The 24,032-nt window shown below is 63.4% G+C and carries 26 protein-coding genes; 10 read left to right on the forward strand and 16 right to left on the reverse strand.

Translation table 11 applies throughout. The annotated features are described in order from the left end of the window. The first annotated feature begins 11 nt into the window (after positions 1-11). The 5 genes from otsA (at position 12) to BSY239_RS16995 (ending at position 5,253) form a co-directional block, all read left to right on the forward strand. Positions 12-1,394, forward strand: coding sequence for an alpha,alpha-trehalose-phosphate synthase (UDP-forming) (gene otsA, locus BSY239_RS16975; RefSeq protein WP_069047833.1), 1,383 nt, complete (start codon positions 12-14; stop codon positions 1,392-1,394). A gap of 67 nt (positions 1,395-1,461) precedes the next feature. Next, entirely contained in the window at positions 1,462-2,367 is a 906-nt protein-coding gene (locus tag BSY239_RS16980) for a mechanosensitive ion channel family protein (RefSeq protein WP_069047834.1), read from the forward strand. An 83-nt stretch (positions 2,368-2,450) separates the two neighbouring features. Further along, the gene (locus BSY239_RS16985; RefSeq protein WP_069047835.1) at positions 2,451-2,867 is read left to right on the forward strand and encodes a hypothetical protein; all 417 of its coding nucleotides are present in this window, start codon (positions 2,451-2,453) and stop codon (positions 2,865-2,867) included. Between the two features lie 309 nt (positions 2,868-3,176). Further along, positions 3,177-3,881, forward strand: coding sequence for a response regulator transcription factor (locus BSY239_RS16990; protein WP_069047836.1), 705 nt, complete (start codon positions 3,177-3,179; stop codon positions 3,879-3,881). 7 nt (positions 3,882-3,888) lie between these two features. Continuing rightward, positions 3,889-5,253: a sensor histidine kinase gene (locus tag BSY239_RS16995; protein WP_335583405.1), complete on the forward strand. Its 1,365-nt coding sequence runs from the start codon at positions 3,889-3,891 to the stop codon at positions 5,251-5,253. Between the two features lie 9 nt (positions 5,254-5,262). Here BSY239_RS16995 and BSY239_RS17000 read toward each other — a convergent pair whose 3' ends face one another. The 10 genes from BSY239_RS17000 to BSY239_RS17045 all read right to left on the reverse strand — a co-directional run bounded on the left by BSY239_RS17000 (position 5,263) and on the right by BSY239_RS17045 (position 13,406). Then, positions 5,263-5,514, reverse strand: a complete 252-nt coding sequence (locus tag BSY239_RS17000) for a hypothetical protein (RefSeq protein ID WP_069047837.1) — start codon at positions 5,512-5,514, stop codon at positions 5,263-5,265. Positions 5,515-5,593: 79 nt separating this feature from the next. Then, positions 5,594-6,091: a GAF domain-containing protein gene (locus tag BSY239_RS17005; RefSeq protein WP_069047838.1), complete on the reverse strand. Its 498-nt coding sequence runs from the start codon at positions 6,089-6,091 to the stop codon at positions 5,594-5,596. Between the two features lie 109 nt (positions 6,092-6,200). Beyond that, complete coding sequence (locus BSY239_RS17010) at positions 6,201-7,274, reverse strand: ABC transporter ATP-binding protein (protein WP_069047839.1); 1,074 nt, start codon at positions 7,272-7,274, stop codon at positions 6,201-6,203. 11 nt (positions 7,275-7,285) lie between these two features. Further along, on the reverse strand, positions 7,286-8,146 hold the full coding sequence (locus BSY239_RS17015; protein ID WP_069047840.1) for a carbohydrate ABC transporter permease: 861 nt from the start codon (positions 8,144-8,146) through the stop codon (positions 7,286-7,288). Continuing rightward, a complete protein-coding gene (locus tag BSY239_RS17020) occupies positions 8,136-9,014 on the reverse strand; it encodes a carbohydrate ABC transporter permease (RefSeq protein WP_069047841.1) in 879 nt (292 codons plus the stop codon). The genes BSY239_RS17015 and BSY239_RS17020 overlap by 11 nt, the downstream gene beginning before the upstream one ends. Before the next feature lie 52 nt (positions 9,015-9,066). After that, positions 9,067-10,383, reverse strand: a complete 1,317-nt coding sequence (locus tag BSY239_RS17025; RefSeq protein WP_442905752.1) for an ABC transporter substrate-binding protein — start codon at positions 10,381-10,383, stop codon at positions 9,067-9,069. A gap of 159 nt (positions 10,384-10,542) precedes the next feature. After that, the gene (gene glk / locus BSY239_RS17030; protein ID WP_069047842.1) at positions 10,543-11,523 is read right to left on the reverse strand and encodes a glucokinase; all 981 of its coding nucleotides are present in this window, start codon (positions 11,521-11,523) and stop codon (positions 10,543-10,545) included. A 90-nt stretch (positions 11,524-11,613) separates the two neighbouring features. Next, a complete protein-coding gene (gene trxC / locus BSY239_RS17035; protein ID WP_069047843.1) occupies positions 11,614-12,057 on the reverse strand; it encodes a thioredoxin TrxC in 444 nt (147 codons plus the stop codon). Positions 12,058-12,096: 39 nt separating this feature from the next. Beyond that, positions 12,097-12,291, reverse strand: a complete 195-nt coding sequence (locus tag BSY239_RS17040; protein ID WP_069047844.1) for a DUF2905 domain-containing protein — start codon at positions 12,289-12,291, stop codon at positions 12,097-12,099. Between the two features lie 2 nt (positions 12,292-12,293). Next, on the reverse strand, positions 12,294-13,406 hold the full coding sequence (locus tag BSY239_RS17045; RefSeq protein WP_069047845.1) for a class I SAM-dependent methyltransferase: 1,113 nt from the start codon (positions 13,404-13,406) through the stop codon (positions 12,294-12,296). A 29-nt stretch (positions 13,407-13,435) separates the two neighbouring features. On the opposite strand from BSY239_RS17045, the gene BSY239_RS17050 reads away from it, so the two are divergent. Together BSY239_RS17050 and BSY239_RS17055 are read left to right on the forward strand one after the other, a co-directional pair. Then, a complete protein-coding gene (locus tag BSY239_RS17050; RefSeq protein WP_069047846.1) occupies positions 13,436-14,227 on the forward strand; it encodes an SDR family oxidoreductase in 792 nt (263 codons plus the stop codon). 15 nt (positions 14,228-14,242) lie between these two features. Continuing rightward, positions 14,243-14,617, forward strand: coding sequence for a dihydroneopterin aldolase (locus BSY239_RS17055; protein WP_069049058.1), 375 nt, complete (start codon positions 14,243-14,245; stop codon positions 14,615-14,617). A 537-nt stretch (positions 14,618-15,154) separates the two neighbouring features. Here the strand turns inward: BSY239_RS17055 and nadC are convergent. From nadC to BSY239_RS17070, 4 genes are read right to left on the reverse strand one after another with little or no spacing between them, the layout of a single operon-like run. Next, positions 15,155-16,030 (reverse strand): carboxylating nicotinate-nucleotide diphosphorylase, encoded by an 876-nt coding sequence (gene nadC / locus BSY239_RS17060; protein ID WP_069049059.1) that lies wholly within the window; start codon positions 16,028-16,030, stop codon positions 15,155-15,157. Between the two features lie 7 nt (positions 16,031-16,037). Beyond that, the gene (locus tag BSY239_RS22200) at positions 16,038-16,517 is read right to left on the reverse strand and encodes a bacteriohemerythrin (protein ID WP_083240038.1); all 480 of its coding nucleotides are present in this window, start codon (positions 16,515-16,517) and stop codon (positions 16,038-16,040) included. Between the two features lie 5 nt (positions 16,518-16,522). Beyond that, positions 16,523-17,254, reverse strand: a complete 732-nt coding sequence (locus BSY239_RS17065) for a sulfite exporter TauE/SafE family protein (protein WP_069047847.1) — start codon at positions 17,252-17,254, stop codon at positions 16,523-16,525. A 37-nt stretch (positions 17,255-17,291) separates the two neighbouring features. Further along, on the reverse strand, positions 17,292-18,266 hold the full coding sequence (locus tag BSY239_RS17070; RefSeq protein WP_069047848.1) for a Bug family tripartite tricarboxylate transporter substrate binding protein: 975 nt from the start codon (positions 18,264-18,266) through the stop codon (positions 17,292-17,294). Between the two features lie 726 nt (positions 18,267-18,992). Here BSY239_RS17070 and BSY239_RS17075 point away from each other — a divergent pair. Genes BSY239_RS17075 through BSY239_RS17085 form a run of 3 tightly spaced genes read left to right on the forward strand, consistent with a single transcriptional unit; the run spans position 18,993 to position 21,689 of the window. Beyond that, a complete protein-coding gene (locus BSY239_RS17075) occupies positions 18,993-19,961 on the forward strand; it encodes a PDR/VanB family oxidoreductase (RefSeq protein ID WP_069047849.1) in 969 nt (322 codons plus the stop codon). Next, positions 19,958-21,184, forward strand: a complete 1,227-nt coding sequence (locus BSY239_RS17080) for a Gfo/Idh/MocA family protein (protein WP_069047850.1) — start codon at positions 19,958-19,960, stop codon at positions 21,182-21,184. Before BSY239_RS17075 ends, BSY239_RS17080 begins: the two co-directional genes overlap by 4 nt. Beyond that, positions 21,177-21,689 carry a MarR family winged helix-turn-helix transcriptional regulator gene (locus tag BSY239_RS17085; protein ID WP_083240039.1) on the forward strand — a complete coding sequence of 171 codons (513 nt, stop codon included), beginning with the start codon at positions 21,177-21,179 and terminating at the stop codon, positions 21,687-21,689. Before BSY239_RS17080 ends, BSY239_RS17085 begins: the two co-directional genes overlap by 8 nt. On the opposite strand, the gene BSY239_RS17090 is transcribed toward BSY239_RS17085, so the two are convergent. Continuing rightward, positions 21,682-22,671: an ABC transporter substrate-binding protein gene (locus tag BSY239_RS17090; RefSeq protein WP_069047852.1), complete on the reverse strand. Its 990-nt coding sequence runs from the start codon at positions 22,669-22,671 to the stop codon at positions 21,682-21,684. The genes BSY239_RS17085 and BSY239_RS17090 overlap by 8 nt on opposite strands. Positions 22,672-22,678: 7 nt before the next feature. Next, positions 22,679-23,998: a Rieske 2Fe-2S domain-containing protein gene (locus tag BSY239_RS17095; protein WP_069049060.1), complete on the reverse strand. Its 1,320-nt coding sequence runs from the start codon at positions 23,996-23,998 to the stop codon at positions 22,679-22,681. Between the last annotated feature and the right edge of the window lie 34 nt (positions 23,999-24,032).

The raw sequence follows: 24,032 nt of genomic DNA on the forward strand, positions 1-24,032 counted from the left end.
CGGCGAAGAAGATGGGCCGCCTCGTCATCGTCTCCAACCGCGTGGCCGACCCGCGCAAGGCAGCGTCGGGTGGCCTCGCAGTGGCCGTGGGCCAGGCACTCGAAGCGTCGGGCGGGCTCTGGTTCGGCTGGAGCGGCAAGATCGTGGAGGACGGCACACCGGGCGAAGGCGACCTGCACCTGCAGACCGCCGGCAAGGTGCAGCTGGCCACCGTGGACCTGAGCCGCGAAGACCACGACAGCTACTACCTGGGCTACAGCAACGGTGTGCTCTGGCCGGTGTTCCACTACCGCCTGGATCTCGCCGACTTCGACGCTGGCTACATCGGCGGCTACCGGCGGGTGAACCAGATGATGGCGCACAAGCTGGCCAGCCTGCTGCGGCCCGACGACGTGATCTGGGTGCACGACTACCACCTCATCCCGCTGGCCGCCGAACTGCGCGCCATGGGCTGCCAGCAACGCATGGGCTTCTTTCTGCACATTCCCATGCCGCCACCACTGATGCTGGCCGCCGTGCCCGAACACGACTGGCTGATGCGCTCGCTGTTCGCCTACGACCTGGTGGGTCTGCAGAGTGAATCCGACGTGGCGCACTTTTCGCGATACGTGGGCACAGAGACCGGCGCGGACATCCTGGGTGAACACGAGTTCCGCGCCTTCGGCAAGACGCTGCAGGTGCAGGCCTTCCCGATCGGCATCGATGTGGACGAGTTCATCGAGCTCGGCAAGGCGCCCGACGCCCAGGAGATGTACACGCAAATGCGCAACGAGTATTCGCGCCGGCGGCTGCTGCTGGGTGTGGAACGCATGGACTATTCCAAGGGCCTGCCCCAACGGCTCAAGGCCTTTCGCCAGCTGCTGCAGGCCTACCCGGAAAACCTGGGCAGCGCCACGCTCATCCAGATCGCCGCGCCCAGCCGTGAATCGGTCGACGCCTACGCCGCCTTGCGCCAGGAGCTGGAAAGCCTGTGCGGCGCCATCAACGGCAACTTCGGTGAACTGGACTGGATGCCGGTGCGCTACATCCACCGCAACGTGGCGCGCAAGCGCCTGCCGGGCTTGTACCGCGCGGCGAGTGTGGCGCTGGTCACGCCGCTGCGCGACGGCATGAACCTGGTGGCCAAGGAATTCGTGGCCGCGCAGGACCCCACCGATCCGGGCGTGCTGGTGCTCTCGCGCTTTGCCGGTGCGGCCGAGCAAATGCATGCGGCCTTGCTGGTGAATCCATACGACACCACCCGCACCGCCGAGACGATCCAGCGCGCCTTGCAGATGCCGCTGGAAGAACGCCTGCGCCGCCACCAGGCGCTGCTGGCCGGCATTCGCGAGCAAGACGTGCACTGGTGGCGCGAAAGCTTCCTCGACGCGCTGGCCGCGATTCCCGCCCCGTAAACCCCCACCCGCTCGCGTTGGCCTGCCGGCCGGCGCGAGCTTTTCCTTTTCACGAACGGAGGACACCATGAACGACACCCTGATTGAAACCGCCGCCCGTTGGTGGGCCAGCCTGGGCGGAGCCGCCACCACGCTGCTGCGCGTGACCCTCATCATGGTGGCTGCCTGGGTGTTGATCGCGGTCCTGCAGCGCGGCATCCGCACCCTGCGCGAGCGCATCGCCAGCCGCATGGACGACCGCGAATCGACCAAGCGCGCCGAAACCCTGGGCCGCGTGTTCCGCTACCTCGCCACGGTGGTGGTCAGCCTGATCGCCGTCATGCTGGTGCTGGCCGAACTCGGCGTGTCGGTCGCCCCCATCCTGGGCGCGGCCGGTGTGGTGGGGCTGGCCGTGGGCTTTGGCGCGCAGAGTCTGGTGAAAGATTTCTTCACCGGCTTCTTCATCCTGCTGGAAAACCAGATCCGCCAGGGTGACGTGGTCAAGCTCGGTGACCACGCCGGCATGGTGGAGGTGGTCACCCTGCGCTACGTGCAGCTGCGCGATTACGACGGCAACGTGCACTACGTGCCCAACGGCCACATCAGCACCGTGATCAACATGACGCGTGGCTTCAGCAACGCGGTGATGGACATCGGCGTGGCCTACCGGGAGAACGTGGACGAGGTGATGACGGTGATGCGTCAGGTGGCGGTGGACCTGCAGAAGGACCCCGCCTTCGAGTTGAAGATTCTGGCCGAGCTGGAGATCGCCGGTGTGGAAAGCCTGGCCGATTCGGCGGTGGTCATCCGCTGCCGCTTCCGCACCTTGCCGCTGGAGCAGTGGGGCGTCAAGCGCGAATACCTGCGCCGGGTGAAGGCCGCCTTTGATGAACACGGCATCGAGATTCCCTACCCGCACATGACGGTGTACGCCGGCCAGGACCGCGAGGGCAAGGCACCCGCGTTCGCGCTGAAGCAGCTCACCGAGGCCTGAGGCCTGCGCCCGGGCGGGCGATTGCCCCACTTGGCGGCAGGGCCGGCAAGCCTGTGACACCATGCGGCGATCAGGAGCCCACCATGACCGCTCGCAACCCCCTCAACCGCCCGCTGGCCGACGGCATCCAGCGGGTGGGTTTTCGCAAGTGGTACGAGCGTGAGCTCCTGTCCAGCCACGCGCACATGGCGCTGGCGCTGATTTCGGCGGTGGCCATGATGGCCAGCTTCGAAGCCTTTCGCGGGGCCAGTGCCAGCGAGAGACTCATGAACACCGCCTTCGTGCTCGTGTGCGCGGCCATTGCGCTGTGGTCCATGCGCCGCTACCTCTACCTGCTCATGCATGCCGAAGAAATGGCCAACCAGGCCAACTGCGCGCAGTGCCAGGCCTACGGTCTGCTCAAGCTGCAGGAGGTTCAGGACCGCCGACTCTCGGCCCAGCGCCTCGTCCCGGTCTGCTGCAAGCGCTGCGGCTTTCAGTGGAACCTCGAGGACGATTGAGCCCCCACGCTCCCCCGCTGCGCGTGGTCCGCTGCCCCCCGAGGGGGCTGGCCCCGCCTTGGGGCGGCCCGGCGGCGGGTCCGCTTTGAGCCCCCACGCTCCCCCGCTGCGCGTGGTCCGCTGCCCCCCGAGGGGACTGGCCCCGCCTTGGGGCGGCCCGGCGGCGGGTCCGCTTTGAGCCCCCACGCTCCCCCGCTGCGCGTGGTCCGCTGCCCCCCGAGGGGACTGGCCCCGCCTTGGGGCGGCCCGGCGGCGGGTCCGCTTTGAGCCCCCACGCTCCCCCGCCAGCCAGCGCCGGATAATCCACGCATGGCACACCTCCTGATCGTGGAAGACGACGAACTCCTGCGCGACGGGCTCAGTGCCCAGCTGATGCAGGGCGGTCACCGCATCACCCTGGCCGAGGATGGCCAGGTCGCGCTGGACCGGCTGGCGGCCGAGCCGTTCGACGGCGTGGTGCTCGACCTGGGCCTGCCCCGTGTGGATGGCCTGACCGTGCTGCGCACGCTGCGCGAGCGCCTGCCTGCCCTGCCCGTGCTGGTGCTCACGGCGCGCGACGGGGTGGAAGACCGCGTGGCCGGGCTCAACGCGGGCGCAGACGACTACCTCACCAAACCCTTCAGCCTGGACGAGCTGCAGGCCCGCCTGCAGGCCCTGCTGCGCCGGGCCAACCTGCCCTCGGCCAACGCCGGCGCGGGCGAAGCCGGCGACGACGGCAACCACCCCTTGCGGCTGGACGCCCAGCTGCAACGCGCATGGCTCGGCGACGAAGCGATCGACCTGACACCGCGCGAGTGGACACTGCTGGACTTGTTGGTGCGCCACAGCGGGCGCGTGGTCAGCCGCGACGATGTGCTGAGCACCTGGCAGGCCGTGCCGGGCGAAACCGGCGCGCTGGCGTCCAACGCGTTGGAGGTGTATGTGCACCGCCTGCGCCGCAAGCTCGCCGGCGCCCCGCTGAACATCCGCAACATCCGCGGTCTGGGCTACCTGCTCGAAAAGACCGCCGGGTAGAGCGCACTTGAGCAAACCCTCGCTCCTGTCGCTGCACCGCCAGTTGATGCTCTGGCTTCTGTTGCCGCAGCTGGTGCTGTGGGCAGGTGGCGGGTTGCTCACCTACCGCATTGCCCTGAGCTATGCCGAAAAAGCCATTGACCAGTCGCTCATGCAATCGGTGCGGGCGCTGGCCCGGCAAGTCAAGCCGATCGGCTCGGGCTTGTTGATCGACTTTCCGCGCGCTGCGCAAGACGTGCTGGCACAGGACCCGTCCGACCCGCTGAGCTATCTGGTCACCTCACCCCCTGGCCAGTTCCTGCTGGGCAACCCGCGCCTGCCCGCGCCACCCAACCCGCCCACCCGCTTTGGTGAACCCATGCAATACGGTGCCACGCTCGACGGACAGCCCCTGCGCATCGTGGCCATGGACGTGAGCTACGGCGAAGACAGCGCGCCGCAAACGCTGCGAGTGCAGGTGGCCAAGGGCACGGCGGCGCAGCAACAGATCGCACGCGAACTGGTGGCCGATCTGCTGGTGCCGTTGCTGGGTCTGGGTGTGCTGCTGAGCCTGCTGGTGTATGGCGGTATTCGCCGGGGCCTGGCGCCGCTCAAGCGGCTCACGGGCCAGCTGGAAAACCGCTCCGTCAACGCGCTCTCGCCCATCGGCATGACACAGGCCCCCAGCGAGGTTCACGCGCTGGTGCAGGCGGTGAACGGTTTGCTGGGTGAGGTGGAGCGCAGCGTGGTGCAGGAAAAGCGCTTCCTCAACGACGCGGCCCACCAGCTGCGCACGCCGCTGGCCGGGCTCATCAGCCAGGTGGAGCTGGCGCAACGCGAAACCCACGATCCGGTGCTCGGGGCGCGCCTGGCCAAGGTGCTCACCGGCGCGGAGCGCAGCGCCCATCTGGTGCACCAGTTGCTAACGCTCGCCCGCAACGAAACCCACGCCCGGCGCGAGCCGCTGGACCTGGCCGAACTCACGCGCGACGTGGCCCGTGAATGGACCCCGCGCGCGATGGCCGCGGGCGTTGACCTGGGCTACGAGGGCGCAGAGCACCTGCGGCTGGAAGGCGACGCGCTGCAACTGCGCGAAGCCCTGGCCAACCTCATCGACAACGCGTTGCGCTACACGCCCCGCGGCAGCAGTGTCACGCTGACGGTGGCCGCCCGGGCCACGGGCGCAGAGCTGGCGGTGGAAGACAACGGCCCCGGCCTCACCGACGAGGAGATGGCCCATGTGTTCCAACGCTTCTGGCGCGCCAGTGAGATGCCCGGGGGTTGTGGTCTGGGTCTGGCCATCGTGCGTGAAATCGCTCGACGGCACGGGGGTGAAGCCCGCGTGGAGCGGGTCAACCCCCACGGGCTGCGGGTGGTGTTGCGGCTCGGTTGACCGCGGCGCTCAGCCGAAGACCGAATCGCTCTCGGCGTGCGCGCTGCCCACAAAGACCCGCAGCACCGTGCCCTCGCCGTCCTGCTCCCAGAGGCGGCCCTGAACAGTGAACTGTCTTCCGCCGAGGCGGAACACGTCACCGGTCATGGGCTCCACACCGTGACCGCGCCAGTAGTCGGGCACGGCGAGTGAGGTGCGGCGCATCCAGGTCTGGTCTTCGGGGTTGAACACAAGGGCAATGCGAAGGGATGGCTGGCTCATGGTGGTTCCTTGAATGAGAAAGGAAACAGACGCGGGCACAGCTTAGCGCAGCGGGCGACGGGCGCCCGCCAGCACGGCCTCAGACAATCACGGCACCGGTCATCAACTGCTCGACCACCAGCGAGCGCAACTTGCCGAGGGAGGACAGCTCGGCAGGTTTGAAATGCCGGGGCTCGATGTCCAGCAGGCACAAGGTGCCCACGATCTCGCCTTCCGGCAACACCAACGGGGCACCGGCATAAAAGCGGATGTGCGGTTCGCCGAGCACCAGCGGGTTGTCCATGAAACGCACGTCCTCGAGGGCGTCGCGCACGACCATGGTCTCGGGCGCCAGAATGGCGTGACCGCAGAACGAGATGTCGCGCGAGGTCTCGCACACATCCATGCCGACGCTGGCCTTGAACCACTGGCGGTCGTTGTCGACCAGCGATATCAGCACCATGGGCACATTGAATTCGGCCGCCGCATACTCGACGATGTTGTTGTAGCGGACCTCGGGCAGCGTATCGAGCAGAAGCAGATCTCGCAACGCTGCAAGACGCGCATCTTCGTTGGCCGGAATGGGGGCGATGACCATGATGACTCTTTGACAGTGGCAGGGCGCGGCTTGCGGTCAAGCCGATATCGCACCACTGTCGCAGGTTGTGCCCCGGCTGTCTGCCGGGAAAGCTGGACTGTTCAAGCCTTCAGGCCATGCGTTGCCCGGTGGTCGGCTCGAACCAGTTCACATGCAAGGCCTGAATCTCCAGGCCGACGCGGTCGCCCGGCGCCACGCGCACCTGCGGCGCGGTGCGCACCGTCACGTCGCCGGCCTCCGTCTTGATGACCACAAAGGTGTCGGCACCGGTGGGTTCGACCACGCTGACCTCGCCGCGCCAGGGCGCGCTGTCGGTGAGCGTGATGTGTTCGGGCCGCAGGCCCATGAGGGCGGCGGTGTGGCCTTCGCCCGGGCTGGCCAGCGGCAGATCGGCCCCGGCGATGCTGAAGCCGCGCCCGGCTTGGGCCACGCTGCGCCCGGGCACCAGGTTCATGGTGGGCGAGCCGATGAAGGTGGCCACGTAGGTGTTGGCCGGGCGGTTGTAGATCTCGTCGGGCGTGCCGAGCTGCTGCAGGATGCCGTCCTTCATCACCGCGATGCGGCTGCCCAGCGTCATGGCCTCGATCTGGTCGTGCGTCACGTACACGCTGGTGATGCCGCTGGCCTGGTGCAGGCGCTTGATCTCGGCGCGCATTTCCACGCGCAGCTTGGCGTCCAGGTTGGACAGCGGCTCGTCGAACAAAAACAGCTGCGGCTGGCGCGCCAGCGCCCGGCCCATGGCCACGCGCTGGCGCTGGCCACCCGAGAGCTGGCTCGGCCGGCGGTCCAGCAGGTGTTCGATCTGCAGCATCGTGGCCACCTCGCCGATGCGCCGCTGGCGTTCGGCCTTGGGCACCTTGCGCATCTCCAGCGCAAACCCGATGTTGTCGGCCACGCTCATCGTGGGGTAGAGCGCGTAACTCTGGAACACCATGGCAATGTCGCGCTGCGCCGGGGCCACGCCCACCACGTCGCGGCCGGCGATGCGGATCGCGCCCTCGGTGGGCTCATCCAGGCCCGCGATGATGCTCAGCAAGGTGGACTTGCCGCAGCCCGAAGGCCCGACCAGGATGAGGAATTCGCCAGGGGCCACGGCGATGTCGATCTTCTTCAACACCTCCACGGCCTTGTCGCCCTTGCCGAAACACTTGCGCACGCCCTGGATGTCGAGTGCCGATGCCATGGGGGATGTCCTTAACCTTTGACGGCGCCGGCCGTGAGGCCGCGCACAAAATAACGGCCCGCGAGCACGTACACCGCCACCGTGGGCAGGGCGGCGATGAGCGCGCCGGCCATGTCCACGTTGTAGGCCTTCACGCTGCTGGTGGTGTTGGCCAGGTTGTTCAGGCCGACCGTGACGGGTTTGGAATCGGCACCGCTGAAGGCCACGCCGAAGAGGAAGTCGTTCCAGATCTGGGTGAACTGCCAGATGAGCGTGACCATGACGATCGGCGTGGACATGGGCACGATGATGCGCAGGAAGATCTGCCAGAAGCCCGCACCGTCGAGCCTGGCGGCCTGCAGCAGCTCGCCAGGCACGGCGGCGTAGTAGTTGCGGAAAAAGAGCGTGGTGCTGGGCAGGCCGGCGAGGCAGTGCACCAGGATCAGGCCACCAATGGAACTGGACAGGCCCATCCAGCCCAGCACCTGGCTCATGGGCAACAAGACCACCTGAAACGGCATGAACACGCCGAACAGCAACAGGCCAAAAAAGGTCTCGCTGCCGCGGAATTTCCACAGGCTCAGCACATAGCCATTGAGCGCGCCCCAGGTGGTGGAAATGATCACGGCGGGGATCGCCATGAACACCGAGTTCCAGAAAAAGGGCTGCAGGCCGTTGCAGTCCACCCCCGTGCAGGCGCTGGACCACGCCTGGCCCCAGGCCGAGAAGTTGAGGCTGCCCGGCAGACTGAGCAGGTTGCCGTTGCGGATCTCGTCGGCATCCTTGAACGAGGTGGCGAGCATCACATAGAGCGGCGCGAGGAAGAACGCGGCGCCGACCAGCAAGGTGGTCATGAGCAGGAAGCGCCCGGGCACGTTGCGCTTACCGGTCATGAGGCTTGCTCCGCAGTTCGCTGTAGAGATAAGGCACCACGATGGCGGCCACGGTGGCCAGCATGACGGTGGCGCTGGCCGCACCCAGGCCGATCTGGCCGCGGCTGAAGCTCATGGCGAACATGAAGGTGGCGGGCACGTCGGTGGCGTAACCCGGGCCGCCCGAGGTGAGGGCCATCACCAGGTCGAAGCTCTTGATGGCCAGGTGCGCCAGCACCATGAGCGTGGAGAAAAACACCGGGCTGAGCGCAGGCAGCACGATGCGCAGGTAGATGCGCGGCAGCGAGGCGCCGTCGATCTGCGCGGCCTTGATGATGCTGTCGTCGATGCCGCGCAGGCCCGCCAGAAACAGCGCCATGGCAAAACCGGCCGACTGCCACACACCGGCGATCACCACGCAGTAGATCGCCATGTCGGACTGCACCAGCCAGTCGAAGCTGAAGCTGGTCCAGCCCATGTCCTGCACCATCTTCTGCAGGCCCTCGCTGGGGTTGAGGATCCACTTCCACGCCGTGCCGGTGACCACAAACGACAGCGCCATCGGGTACAGGTAGACCGTGCGGATGAAGCCTTCGCCGCGCACCTTCTGGTCGAGCAGGATCGCCAGGAAAATGCCCAGCGCCATCGAAAGACCGACGTAGAGCACGCCGAAGATGGCGAGGTTCTTGAGCGCCACCCACCAGCGGTCCATCTCCCACAGCCGGCCGTACTGCGCCAGCCCCACCAACTCGTAGTTGGGCAGCATGCGCGAGGCCGTCACCGAGAGCAGGCCGTTCCAGGCCATGAAGCCGTAGATGAAAGCCAGCCCCAGCACAAAGGCCGGTGCGAGCACCAGCTTGGGCAGGACGTGGTCGAGGTTGTTCTTCATGGCGCGGCCGGCGCAAGCCCTTGCGGGCCCGCACCGGTTTCACGGACCAGGATCACTTGGCGGCGGCGGCCTGGGCAATGCGCTTCTGCGCGTCGGCCACGCTGAGCTTGTCGTCGTTCCAGAACTGGGTCACCACGTCCTGGATCGCGCCCTGCTTGGCCGGCTCCACCGCCATGCCGTGGGCAATCGACGGCACCAGTCCACCCGATTTCGCAGTGTCCACAAAGTCCTGGGCCGAGAGCTTGGCGCAATCGTCAAACTTGCTCATGTCGTGGCCCAGGCGCACCGGGATGGAACCCTTGTTCTGGTTGAACACTTCCTGAAACCCGGTGCTCAGGATGGCCGAGGCCAGATCGGCCTGCGCCTTCTGCGCGGCTTCGTCCTTCAGCTTGAACATGATGAAGGAGTCGACGTTGAAGGTGTAGGCGTTGGCTGTGCCGGGCGCGGCGGCGCACAGGAAGCCTTCACCGGGTTTCTGACCCGCGGCGGTGAACTCGCCCTTGGCCCAGTCGCCCATGAACTGGAAGCCGGCCTTGCCCTGGATCACGGTGGCGGTGGTCATGTTCCAGTCGCGCCCGGTGGAGGCGGCATCGGTGTAGCCCTTGAGCTTGCGGAAGGTCGTGAGCGCCTTCGTCATGGTGGGGCTGCTGAGCGCGGCCGGGTCGAGTTTCACGAACGCGTCGGTGTAGAACTGCGGCCCGCCCACGCCGAGCACCACCGACTCGAACACCGTGAAGTCCTGCCAGTTCTGGCCGCCATGGGCGAGCGCCACGTTGCCCGATTTCTTGATCTTGTCGGCGGCGACGAAGAACTCGTCCCAGGTCTTGGGCATCCCCTCGACACCGGCCTTCTTCAGCACCTCGGGGTTGGCCCACATCCAGTTGACGCGGTGCACGTTGACCGGCGCGGCCACGTAGCTGCCGTTGGCCTTCATCACGTCGGCCACCACCTTGGGCAGCAGCTCGTCCCATTTCTCGGCCTGGGCCACGCTGTCGATGCTGCTCAGCATGCCTTCGCTGGCCCATTCCTGGATCGCCGGGCCCTTGACCTGCGCGGCGGTGGGCGGATTGCCCGAGACGGCGCGGCTCTTGAGCACAGTCATGGCGTTTTCACCACCACCGCCGGCCACGGCGAAGTCTTTCCACAAATGGCCTTTGGCTTCCAGCATGGCCTTGAGCTCGGCGGCCGATTTGGCTTCGCCGCCCGAGGTCCAGTAGTGCAGCACTTCCACCGTCTGCTGGGGCGCAGCGGCGGGCATCGCGGCCGGCGCGGGGGTGGTGGCCATGGGCACGGACTCTTCTTTTTTGCCGCAGGCGGTGGCGAGCATGGCGGCCACCAGGGTCGCGCCGAGGGTGACGGGGAATTTCATGGGTGTCTCCGAAGGTGGGCCTGTGGCCTTGTGGATGGGCCCGACGCACGAGGGGTCGCGAACGACCGCGTCTGTCAGGGTCGTTCATTTTTCATTAATTAATGAACAGCAACATCCGGGGAAACCCCCGGCCACCCCACCGGCTGGTGACGCGGGGATTCAGCGCAAACCGGACAGCGCGCGAGCGGCGCCCAGCAGGGCCGGCGACTGGCTCGAGGTGATCACCCACACGGGAATGTCTTTCAGGTAGCCCTGAAAACGGCCCTTGGCCTCGAAGCGTTCGCGAAACGGCGAAGCATCGAACCAGCTGCCCAGGCGCGGCACGATGCCGCCACCGATGTACACCCCGCCACGCGCACCCAAGGTGAGCGCCAGGTTGCCGGCCACCGAACCCAGCATGGCGCACAGCATGTTGAGGGCTTCGAGGGCCTGCGGCTGGCGGGCTTTCAGGGCCGCGTCGGTCACGGCAGCGGCCGTGTTCAGCCCGCTCAAGGCCACGCCATCGGCCTCGCAGAGCAGCGTGAACGCATCCACCAGACCCTGGCCGCTGCACAGGCGCTCCGCCGAGGCGCGGCCATACAAGTGCGTGAGGCCGTCCATCACCAGCCGCTCCCGGGCGCTCACGGCTGGCAGCGTCACATGGCCGCCCTCGCCTTCCAGCGGCACCCAGCCCCCCGAACCATCGGGCACCAGGCCCGACACCCCCAGGCCCGTGCCCGCACCGAGCAAGCCGATGGCCTTGTCGGGATGCGCCGCGCCACCGCCCACCTGGCGCAGTTCGCTGGCGGGCAGGTCGGGCAAGGCCAGCGCCAGTGCAGTGAAGTCGTTGAGCAGGCGCAGGTGGGTCAGACCGAACTCGGCCTTCACAGCGGCCTGCGAAAAAGCCCAATCGTGGTTGGTCATGCGGATCTGGTCGCCGGTGATGGGGTTGGCGATGGCGATCGCGGCCATGGCCGGCCGACCAAGATCCAGTCCGTCGAGGTAGGCGTGCATGGCGGCAGGCAGGGTGGGGAAATCGGCCACGGGCAACACCTGCACCTCGGTCACGGGGGCGCCGTCGTGGGCCTGCCAGGCAAAGCGGGCGTTGGTGCCGCCCACATCGGCCAGCAACCGGCCGGTCTTGGAAACGTCAGGGGACATGGCGGCGGGTCTCCTTGGGTGCGCGGCACTTCGCTCGGGCAGCGCAAAGCGGCGGATGATAGCCCGGCGCCCCAGGCGCGGGCACCGGGTTCAACCCGGGCGCTGCGCGCGCGCCCAGCGCACGATGTCGGCGGCACCCATGGCGCCCGGCTGGCGAGCCACCTCGCGTCCGCCCACGAACAACGCCAGCGTGGGGATACTGCGGATCTGCAGTCGTGCGCCGAGTTGCTGCGCCTCTTCGGTGTTCACTTTGGCCAGCCGCATGTGGGGTTCAAGTTCACGGGCAGCGGCTTCGAATTGCGGCGCCATCGCGCGGCACGGCCCGCACCACGGCGCCCAGAAGTCCACCAGCACCGGCACCTGCGAGCGGGCGATGTGTTTCTCGAATGCCGCCTCGTCCAGCGCAACCGGGTGGCCGGTGAACAACGGCTGGTGGCATTTGCCGCAGTCGGGCGCCTGCGAGAGGCTGGCGCTCGGCACGCGGTTGGTGGTGTGGCAGTGGGGGCAGACGATGTGCAGGGGTTCGGTGCTCATGCCGCCCAAGTGGTGGCCGCCGCGCCGATTGCAAGCACCTCAGACCAGGTGGCTGATGAGGCTGGCCACCATGCTCAGCACGATGGTGGTGGCAAACGGCAGGTTCCAGTCGCGCCCGAAGGCCTTGAAGCGCACGTCTCCCGGCAGCCGGCCGAAGCCCAGGCGACGCAGCATCGGCGTGAACCAGCTGATGAGCAGCAGGGCCAGGAAGATGACGATCATCCAGCGGATCATGGTCAGAGCCGGTGTGTGCGGTCGCCCGCGGCAAAACCCAGAGGCACCCAGCCCTGCGCGCTGGCGGCGGGGGCCAGCGCGATCACCTTGAACAACTCACCCATCTCGTGTTCGTTGAGCAGCTTCTGCATCATCGCGTTCTGCCGAGCATCGGCGGCCTGGGCCAGCGTCAGCAGACCGGCGTTCAACAGAAAGCGGCCCTGGCTGGTGTAGCCCAGCACCGCCAGGCCGGCGTCCTGCGCGGCCAGGGCGATGCCGGTGAAGTTCACGTGCGCGGTGATGTCCTTCTGCCCCACGTCGGCCAGCGGGTTGCTGTCGCTGCGGTGCGCGCGGTGGCAGATCAGCGTGCCCATGTGGCGCTGCGGGTGGAAGTACTCGGCCTCCGGGAAACCGTAGTCGAGAAAAAACGCCGCGCCGCGTTGCAGCCGGTCGGCCAGGGTGCGCACGAAGGCCTCGGCCTGCGGGTGGATTTCGGTCAGGTAGTCGTGCTCGCCGGGCACGTCCAGCGGCGGGCGCAGTTCGGTGGGTCGGTCGGCCCAGACCAGCCGGTCTTCGTGCCACGCCACGCCGCGCTCCAACCACGCGCCGCCCACACGCGCCAGCAGCTGCACCGGCATGGCGTCCAGCACCTCGTTGCCCAGCACCACGCCCTCCATGCGCTCGGGCAAGGCATCGACCCAGTGCACCACATCGGCGTGCTCGGCCAGTGTGGCGCGCTGGCGCTCGCGCAGGCTGCCCGAGAGGTCGACGATGGTGTAGCGGCGCAGCGCCCTGCCCTGGCTGGCCAGGGCTTCGACGACCTGCAGCGCCAGTGCGCCGGTGCCGGCACCGAACTCCCAGACCTCGTCGGTGCCGGTGGCGTCCAGCGCCTGGGCCACCTGGCGCGCGAGGGTGTGGCCAAAGAGCGGGGTCAGCTCGGGCGCGGTCACGAAGTCGCTGCCACCCTGCGGTGTGTGCCCGAATTTGGCCAAGGTGTTGGCGTAGTAACCCAGGCCGGGCTCGTACAAGGCCATGGCCATGAAGCGGTCGAACGGCAACCAGCCCCCGGCTTGTGCGATGGCCCCGACCACCCGCGCAAGGAGGTCGCTCGTTAAACTCAACGGTTCTGTTGCCATGGGGGTCTGCACCCCCGGATTGTCGCCCAATGCCCTCCCCTGACTCCTCCGCCTCCGTGGCAGCGCGCACCGTGCTCGTGACCGGCGCGGGCAAACGCCTGGGCCGCGAGATCGCGCTCACGCTGGCGCGCGCCGGCTGGAACGTGGCCGTGCACCATCGCCACTCGGTGACCGATGCGCAGCAGACCGCCGTCGACTGCAACGCCCTCACCGGCCGCGCGAACAGCGCCGCCCCTTTCTTTGCGGACCTGGCTGACGAGAGCAGTGTGCGCGCGCTGTTGCCGGCCGTGGTGGCGCGCTTCGGGCAGATCGACGCGGTGGTCAACAGCGCCTCCACCTTCGAGCACGACAGCGCACAGAGCTTCGGCTTCGCGGCCATGGAAACCCACCTGCGCGCCAACACCGGCGCGGCGGTGCTGCTGGCCCAGGCCCTGCACGCGCACCTGAGCCAGCGCGACGCACGCGGCGCCGTGGTCAACCTGCTCGACCAGAAGCTCTGGAACATGAACCCCGATTTCTTCAGCTACACGCTGTCCAAGGCCGCGCTCGAAGCCGCCAACACCATGCTGGCGCTGGCCCTGGCCCCGCGCGTGCGCGTGGTGGGTGTGGCGCCCGGGCTCACGCTCACCAGCCACCTGCTGAGCGACGAGCAGTTCGCAGCACTCCACCAGCAGTCGCCGCTGGGCCGCTCGTCAACACCCGACGACGTGGCCGCCACCGTGGCCTTCGCGCTGACCAACCAGTCCATCACCGGCACCACGCTGCTGGTGGACGGCGGCCAGCACCTCATGCGCTTCGAGCGCGATTTTTCGCTCATGTGAACCGGACCGATGCCCATGACCGCCACCTACGCCGGCACCCAGATCCTCACGCTCAACGGTTTGCGCTTCAACGCCAACCTGGGCATCCTCGACCACGAAAAATCGGCGCCGCAGCCGATCCAGGTGGACGCCGAACTCAACCAGGGCACGCAGCCCCTGCTGCCGCACGACGACGACATCGGCCACGTGCTCGACTACCGCAAGGTGCGCCAGATCATCATCGACGAGTGCACGGCCGAACACGTGAACCTGCTGGAGAGCCTGATCGGCAAGCTCACGCGCCGGCTGATGCAGATGCCCGGTGTGATCGGCGTGCGCGTGAAGATCGCCAAGCTGGAAATTTTTGAAGACTGCGAAGTTGCGATCCGCATGGAAAGCGGGCAGTGGTGAGGACACCTGTCGAAAACAATTGAGTCTGTACAAAAACAATTGAGTCTGTAAAACCCGCCTAGCAAAATCAAGGGGTTACGCGAACTCTTTCTACGGTTTGTATTTTTCGCGTTCCAAGCCCGTCTGTCATCTGTCGCATGCTGTGGAGATAGCTGTGTCTGCAGACCACGAATTCAGCGCGCGAGAAGGTTCTCCACCAACGAATCTGCAGTGCCGCGACAAGCTAGGTGCTGTAGTTCAAACTCGGAAGTTGAGTGGCTGCTGCGCAGCGACTGCCGTCGTTCGATGCTGCAACGCGAATTCACGCTGATGGGCAGGAAGCGGCTGTTGGCTAGGGCGAAAAGACACCGGCCCCAATGACCGCTGCTGGAGGTGCTGCAGTTGTAGTGCCACCGCAAGCTTGCCGACGCCGATCCAACGTCCGTTTCCGAATCACCTGGACTGCCAGTAAAAAGCCACTACAGTCGGTCAGTTTTGAACGAAGTGAACGCAATGGATCGTTCACCAATCCGTGGGCGCGCACGCTCACCCTCTACATTATTTCGCGCGCAGCGCCTCCACAGGCCTCTCCGAGAAGCGCATCGAAAAATCGATGGCCGTAATGTCTTTGATCAGAGCCCCGACGGAAATTCGATCCACCCCCGTCTCGGCGCACTGGCGAATTGTGTCGAGGGAAACTCCTCCGGAGACTTCCAAGCTGCATCGTCCCGCTGCCAACGTAACAGCCTCTTTCGTTTGCTCAAGCGACATGTTGTCGAGCAAAACCATGTTTACTCCGGCGTCGATGGCCTCTTGAAGCTGCGTCAATGTCTCCACCTCAACCTGGATGAACGAAACCTTGTCGGAAAGCCTTTTGGCCGCTGCATAGGCGGCCGTCAGCCCACCGCAAGCGGCGATGTGGTTCTCTTTGATGAGGATCGCGTCATAGAGCCCCATTCTGTGGTTGGATCCACCGCCACAACGCACCGCGTACTTCTGCGCGACTCGCAGTCCGGGAATCGTCTTTCGTGTGTCGAGAACTACAGCATTGGTGCCTGAAACGGCTTCCACATACTTGGCGGTCTTCGTAGCCACCGCGCTCAGTGTTTGGAGAAAGTTGAGGCACGCCCGCTCTGCTGTCAGCAGATCGCGTGCGGGTCCGGATATTTCCACGATAGTCTGGCGAGATGTGCAGGTCTCTCCATCTTTGACGAACCATTGAGCGACCGAAGTTGGCGCCACTCGGCGAAGAATTTCATCTACCCATGGTCGGCCGCAAATGATTGCCTCTTCCCGGCAGATGATCGCGGCTGTGACCATTTGCAGTTCTGGCACGAGAGCCGCGGTCACGTCGCCAGAGCCAACGTCCTCTTGCAGGGCGCGTTCTATATCGATTTGGACTTGAGCAGAAATATCGTTGGCTGTATCTAGCAAGAGGGCCTCACTTGGTTTCAGAAATTGCGTGCTCTGCAAAAGAGAGTTTGCGGCGAACTACAACAGGTTTCCCACCCATGCGTATCTTGCTCATCCAGTGCGAAAGGGCTGAGTCCAGGTAGTCGGCATGCCCAGGAAACCATTGGCAGAGTTCGCTGCCGAACCTGCGCACGATCGCTGCATCTCCCTCCGACCAAAGCTCCTTCACTTGTAGGAGAGAACGAAGTACAGCAGCATGTTCGTTCGCATGGCATTCACGCGCTGGGTAATCGGTTTCAGCCATCCAACGGTCTTCTGTATTGAAGTGATCGAGCAAGTGCCGTTCGACCAACTCAAGGCTCGCTCCGAGTTGGTCATCAGTCGCGTTCATAAGTGCGGTCACGACCTCAACAAATTCACGATGTGAAGCGTCCATTGGGTCGTAGCCCAACAACAGAGAATCATTCCAAACCAGTGGAATTGCGGGCAAATGGGATGCGGTCTGCATGTGGCTCAGCTCAGGAGAAGGATGGCAATCACAGTAAGGAAGAGCAGAAGAAGTTTTCGAAAAAATGCTTCATTGACGCGGGTTCGCAACGCTCTTCCCATCAAGAGGCCAGCACCCATCGGAGCCAAGGCAAGAATGGAAAGTCCAATATCTCCAAGGCCGATCCGGCCAAAGTAAAGCATGGCGGCATACAGAGGGATGGCGCCGCACAAGTAAATGACACTGATGCTGCCTACGAAGGCCTCTCTGTTCAGTCGCAGAGCCATGAGGTAGGCGATCACCAAAGGCCCCGTCAGCGAGGAGATACCCCCAAGCAAACCCGACAACGCTCCGACTCCGATGCCAGCTGCGCCTTCGTGCCGCGGGTGGACTGTGAATTGCGGGCTAAAGGCCATCAACCCCACTGCGATCAGCAGGGAAACAGCAACCATGGTTTCAAGCTCCGAAGGAGACATTGCCAGTGTCAATCTCACCGCGATGATTGTGACCACAAACTGCGTTGCGATCATGCCCGCAAAGCGGTGCAAGTTGCCTCGTAGCCCAGCCCCTTCCCGCGATTGAATCAGGTTCGACAGCAAAACTGGCATCACCATCAAGCCGATTGCTTGACCAATGGGCAGCCACAGTGAGAGCAATGGAACTGTCACCAATGGTAGCCCGACGCCTAGCGCACCCTTGACAGTTCCGCCCAGTACAAACGCGCCAAAAATGAATAGCCAGGTGTAGTCGGGCACCATCAAAGACTCACTCGCAGTGCCCCGGGTGCACAGAGAGTCATTCAGACTTCAAGTTTGCCGCTTTGCCCGCCTTTGACATCAACTCGTTTTCAAGTGCAATCACTCGCCCGTACTCTGCTGGGCCAGCACCCACCGGCTCAATCACGGCGGCCTCGAAGGTCTTCACCACTTCGGGCAACTTCACCACCTCTGCTATCTCCTTGCTGATTCGATCGATGGCCGCCTGAGGCGTACCAGGTGCCGCAAGTACACCGACCACGACCGAAAAGTCGAATCCTGGGACCGTTTCCGCGATGGCCGGCACGTCCGGGGCTTGCGGTGAGCGCTTCGGCGCGTTGCTTGCCAGCAGTCGCACCTGATTGCTCTTGATGAAGCCCAGAACGGAAGGAAGTGCGGCGACGGAAAAGTCAACTTGGCCCCCAACAAGTGCGGGAGTGGATTGACCTGACCCGCGGTACGGGACATGACGCACGTCGATGTTCAATGCAGCTTTCAGCGCTTCCATCGTCAAGTGGTGAGTGCTTCCAATCCCTGATGAACCGTATGTGAGTTGATCGGGCTTGCTCTTTACGAGGCTCACAAACTCTGCAAATGTATTCACCCCCGTTCTGGGATGAGCCACGACGAACAAGGGGGAGCGAGCAATCAATGAGACGGGAAAGATGTCCTTGCCTACCTGATAAGTGGCTGATTTGTTGATCAAGGGCGTGATCGAGAGCATCGAGCCGTCTGTAACGATGAAAGCGTGACCGTCACTTGGCGTGCTTTGCAAAAGTGTCTGGTACGCGACCACCCCATTCCCGCCAGGTCGGTTATCGACCACGACCGACTGGCCCAGTCGATCACCAAGCTGCTTCGCCACAACCCGCGCGACGGAATCAGGGAGACCGCCAGGCGCATATGGCACGATGAATTTCACAGCCTTGGATGGGTAGGCTTGTTGGGCCAGCGAAGTCAGGGGCGCCAGGCAAAAGGCAAGCGCTGCAGTTGCCGCTAGGGTTCTTCGTTGCATTTGATGTCTCCTGATGTGGTTTTTGGCGTGAACCGAGCCGGATCGAAGAAAAGACCCATGACGCCGGCAATACCGTCACGAATCGGCCGCGAGCACCCGACGTGAGCGCTTCGTGTATTTTACTTAGAGGCCTAAGCTTGTGCATTCTTGCAAACCGCTGGGTCGTTGTCAACACTGAAAACCCTCTTCTCGTCGCTGGTCCGCTGGGTGCGTAGCAAGCCGATGGCCTCGTTCGCAAGAGCGCCTCGTGCGTCTAGGCCGTCGTACTAACCGCGTACGCAGCCTGCAACCCGCGCAAGCTGGGCACCACGCCGAGCAGCCTAGTTGTGTCGGTCGCGCTTAACGTGACGTGGCTGCTTGACTGCGGAATGGATGGGCAAAACGGCATCGCAACAGATGGCCACGCGCGACTTCAAGACAACCAAGGCGGTCGTCCACGACTTCTGGGAATCGCGCTCGGGCGACCCGCGGGTCAGCGGGTAGCGGCCGTGACGAACCGGATCCAGGCGGCGAAAATGAATGGACATGATCCTTACGCCCAAATGCGCGATGTGATGGCAGGCCTGCCCGTGCTGCGCGTTCACGGAAAAGTGCCATGAGCGATGCCTTAGTGCACCTCTTGCATTTTACTTAGCTACCTAAGATAATGCATCCTCGCGAGCCGGCTAACACTTGTTGGCACCGAAAGCCCTCCTTGTGTCGAGAGGGAAAACTCAAGGAATACCCATGTCATCCGATCCTGTTTCTTTAAACCTCGTGGTAGCGAGTGCTGAGCCGGCTGCTCGAGACATCCAACGCTTTGAGCTGGTTCACCCCGACGGGGAGTCTCTACCCCCCTTCACAGCTGGGTCACACATACGCATCAAGACGCCCATTGGCGTCATTCGACAATACTCCTTGAGCAACGACCCTGAAGAGCGCCACCGCTATGTCATTGCCGTCAAGCGCGAACACGATGGCAGAGGCGGCTCAAGGAGCTTGGTTGACACCGTCAAGATCGGTCACACCGTGCAGGTGGGTCTTCCCGAGAATCTTTTCGAGCTGGATCCCAAGGCGCGCAGCTTCGTGCTGATCGCCGGCGGAATTGGTATCACGCCAATGATGGCCATGTCGCGGCACCTCAGTACGCAGGGGGATCGCCCCTTCAAGTTGTACTACCTGACACGAGACCCCGCAGGAACCGCCTTCCTTGAAGAGTTGCGAGGCGCAGACTTTTCTTCCAGTGTCGTGGTGCACCACGACCTTGGAGATCCGGCCAATGCGTTCGATCTTTGGCCGGTGCTGGAGAAAGCTGGAGCAGCGACGGGCCGCCACGTTTATTTCTGCGGTCCCAAGCCACTGATGGATGCCATCAAGGACATGACGGGTCATTGGCCCAGCAGCACCGTGCACTCCGAAAGTTTTGGTGGGGACACGAAGCCCCACGCCGATGACCAGCCGTTTGAGGTGGAGCTTAAAAGCAGTGGTCAGAAATTCACAGTACCGGTAGGAAAGTCCATTCTCGACACGCTCCGCGGTGATGGGATTCACGTTCCCAGCTCGTGTGAAAGCGGTACTTGTGGCTCGTGCAAGACACGGCTTCTTCAGGGCGAAGCCGATCATCGAGATCTGGTATTGCTGGAAGAGGAGAAGTCAGATCACATCATGGTCTGCGTCTCAAGAGCCAAGTCCCCTTCCTTGTTGCTGGATCTATGAAAAACGTTCGGTCACCATCAGAATCTGCCGCGCCCATACGGCTTGGCGTTCTTGGGCTGGGCAGAGCATTCACATTGATGCTCCCGACATTCCTTGGCGATCGAAGGGTTAAGCTCGTTGCAGCGTTCGATCCAAGGCCAGGAGCGCGGACCGCGTTTGAACAAACGTTCGGCGGGATCGCGCATCTTTCGCCTGAGGCGCTGTGTGCAGACTCCAGTGTCGAATGGGTCTACATCGCTACTCCGCATCAAATGCATGCAGAGCATGTGGCGCTCGCAGCAAGGCACGGAAAATCCGCATTGGTCGAAAAGCCCATGGCGATCCACGTCGACGACTGCACCCGCATGATTGAAGCGTGTGAACAGTCAGGTGCGCAACTGATCATCGGACACAGCCACAGCTTCAATGCGCCAGTGCTTCTGGCCCGCCGACTGATCGATTCGGGCGATTTCGGCGCGGCTCGTCTTGTGCATGCGATGCAGTACACCGATTTTTTGTACCGGCCGCGGCGTCCTGAAGAACTGGACACATCGCGCGGAGGCGGGGTTGTGTTCAGCCAAGCCGCGCACCAGATTGATATTGTCCGATTGCTGGCCGGTGGACTGACCACACAGGTGAGAGCAGTGACAGGAGCGTGGGATCCTGCCAGACCGACGGAGGGTGCGTTCTCGGCACTGCTGAACTTCGCCAATGGGGCTTTCGCGAGCGTGACCTACAACGGCTACGGTTTCTACGACACGGACGCGCTCATGGATGGCATCGGCGAGATGGGTCGGCCAAAGGACCCTGCTGCTCATCACCAGACGAAGCAACGGCTCGCTAAGGTTGAGGACGAGCTGCAGGAGGCGATGTTGAAAGCGGAGCGGAACTTCGGCGGCAGTCTGTATACGGCTCCTCAGGAGGCCTCCCCCGAAGCTTGTCAGCATTTCGGCCCGGTACTCGTGAGCTGCGAAGGCGGTGACTTGCGGCTGACACCGAATGGCGTTCATGTGTTCGACAAGTCCGGCTCCCGATTCGTCAAAGCCACAGTTCCTTCGGTTCCCAGAGGTGAAGTGGTAGACGAACTGTGGAGCGTTGCGCGCGAAGGCCGCGCCCCGCTCCACAGCGGACCTTGGTCCCGGGCGACTCTGGAGGTGTGCCTCGCCATGCTCGAGTCCAGCCGTCGATCAGTGGATATCATGCCAAAGCTTCAAGTTGGCTACCTTCCACCTCCACATGCCTGATACCGAACACACACGACATCTATTGAGACACTGGCGCGAAGCAGTTCCGCAAGACCGCTTGGCACACTTGATTCGAGATGTCTCCCGTGCGCAGATGCGGGCCCTGCAACTTCGCCTGGCCGCCCACGGGGTTTCGTTTGGGCATTGGACATTTTTGCGAATTCTTTGGATACAAGACGGGTTGACGCAGCGCGAGCTGAGCGACTTGGCTGGCGTCATGGAGCCCACCACGTTTAGCGCAGTCAAGGCCATGGAGAGCATGGGCTTCATCGAGCGACGGCAGTTGGCTGGCAACAGAAAGAACATGCATGTTTTTTTGCTGCCTGCAGGACGTTCGCTTGAAAAAGCGCTGGTGCCGCTGGCCGAGGAGGTCAACGGCGTCAGCGTTCAAGGTTTATCCGACCGTTCACTTGCCATCGTGCGGAAATGCCTTCTTACAATGATCGAAAATCTGGCCGCCGATGAGGCCGCCTCCTCCGACCCGCAAGTTCCAAACGTCAAATAGCGTAGGTTTCGTACGTAGCCGGGTGGAAAATCTCTTCGACTGCCAACCGCCGCGCTGAGAGGCCTTGAGAGTGGTGGTGACGCAGGAAGGTATCAATGGTGGCTTTGTTCTTTGTCACGCCATAAGACCAGTAGTCGTTGCCCATCGTCTCGCGAGCCGCTTTCAATTGCTCTTCCACAAAAGGAAGAGTGACCTTCGTTGCAGAGGTATCCGACAAAGCCTCCAGAGCCGCAGCTTTTGCGTGCGTGAATGCTTTGTATACAGCACCCGGTAGCCACGGATGCTGTTCCGCCAATCTCTTTCTGATACCCACAACATGCATGATGGGGAAGATCCCGGTGCGGCGGAAATAATCCTTCGCCACTGAGGTTGGATCATCGAAAAGCCAACCCACGTTGGGATTGGCAAGCACCTTGGCGCTGGGAGGCCTTGGGGCCATGAATCCATCAATTTCACCAAGATCCAGAAGCTCAGAAATGGTCGCGCCTTCCCGAGCGCTTTCCAACTTCACGCCTTCTGGAAGAGACAGCGCAATTTTTTCAGGTCGGCCCGCGGTTTCAATGCCCCCTCGCACCCATATCACGTCCTCTGGAGCGACGCCGTAGTCATCCTGCAGGAGCGCTCTAGCCCACACGTTCGCACTCAACTGGTACTCAGGCAGCCCGATACGCTTACCTTTGAGGTCCTCAGGACGCTTGATTCTGTCTTTTCGCACATAAATCGATGTATGCCGAAAAGCTCTCGACAAGAACACGGGAATGGCAACGTAGGGGCAATCCCCCTTCGCGGTTTTGACGGCATAGCTCGAGAACGAAAGTTCTGAAATATCGAAATCTTGACTTCGCATGGCCCGGAAAAACATTTCTTCCGGGTTCAGATTCATGAAGACGGGGTCGACGCCGTCGATCTGAACTCGCCCATCCAGCAAAGCGCGGGTACGGTCGTAGTCGCCCATCGCGACCGAGAGTTGAAGCTTGCTCATGGTGGACTCAGGTATTGACAGAATAAGAAGGTTCGAGTTCGGGACGTTCAATGCCGTCTGCCCACACATAAGTTGCAGCGTATTCTCGCCAGTCAGTCGTCTTTGGCACCACTGCCTGGAATGAACAAACGCTGGCCGGGATAGCAGCGTCACCGGTTCCAATTGCTGGCTCACCATTTTGGAAAGCACGAACCGCATCCAGCATCTGCTTGCGAAATTCCACCACGGCGATGTCACTGGCACCCAACCGGTCGTTGGTGCGGTCGGCAATGGGCCCCATCGTCACCCACATCGCTACGTCCTGATTGGGAAAGCCTTTGATGCCGGTAAAGTTTCCGGCCTTCATGGCTTGCCGATCCTGCCAGAAGCGGTTTTCTTCGTTGCGCAAAGGCCGGTACCTGTCGTCGAGATCAACCCCCACTGTCTGACCGAGAAATTTTCGCCAGGTTTCGGTCTCAGGCGTTTGAGCAGGGTGCCCCCAGGCCAAAAAGTAGAAGGCGGTGTTGGTGTCGTCCATCGGGACGTTCACGTTCGCCACGTTGTACAAGTTGTTGGGGGGGATGAGCGCAGACGCGGGTGCAACGAAAACCGTTGAGCGCACGTAGTCGTGTGAGCTGGCATTCTGAATGGGCCTGCGGATCGCCGCATAACGGAAACCGTAGCCAGATCGCTGCACCTGCATGCGCGGCGCCTTGTCCGTCGAAGGGCGCAACCAGGCTTTGTCGGTAGCCGCAGCACCGGAGACGCGAGCGGGAACCATATCCGACGAATGCAAACTGGAGCTGTGCGCCGAGTCGATGGCTCCCTCAAGAATCTGAGCCCAGTTGCAAGGAAGGATGACCTTTGCGATTGACACCCGAGTGTCTTGCGTCGGCGCCCATGGAGGGGGTACGAACTCGGGCACGCTTTCCGCGGGGCCAAACCATGACCAAACAAACCCACCCCATTCCTTGACGGGGTATGCCTTGTGCTTCACCTTCTCCGCGAATCCGCTTGCCGCAGGCTCTGACACCATTTCGAGAACATTGCCCGCGACATCCATCTTCCAGCCGTGGTACAGACACCTAAGGCCACCTTCTTCGTTGCGGCCATAGACGAGGGAGACACGCCTGTGCGGACACTTTTCGTCGAGAACGCCCACGCTCCCATCCGTATCTCGAAACACCACCAGATCTTCGCCGTACACACGCGCTTTGACCGGTGGCCCGTCAGCCTCTGAAACTTCTTCGATCAGACACACCGGGGTCCAATGGCGCCTCATCAACTGGCCCATGGGGGCGTCGCCAACAACACGACAGAGCAGTTCGTTCTCTTCAGGAGTGATCATGTGCATGCCTCTTAAGGAATACGCGACCAGAGCC

Origin of the sequence: Hydrogenophaga sp. RAC07, from assembly GCF_001713375.1 — a bacterium.
In the GTDB taxonomy this organism is placed as follows: Bacteria; Pseudomonadota; Gammaproteobacteria; order Burkholderiales; family Burkholderiaceae_C; genus Hydrogenophaga.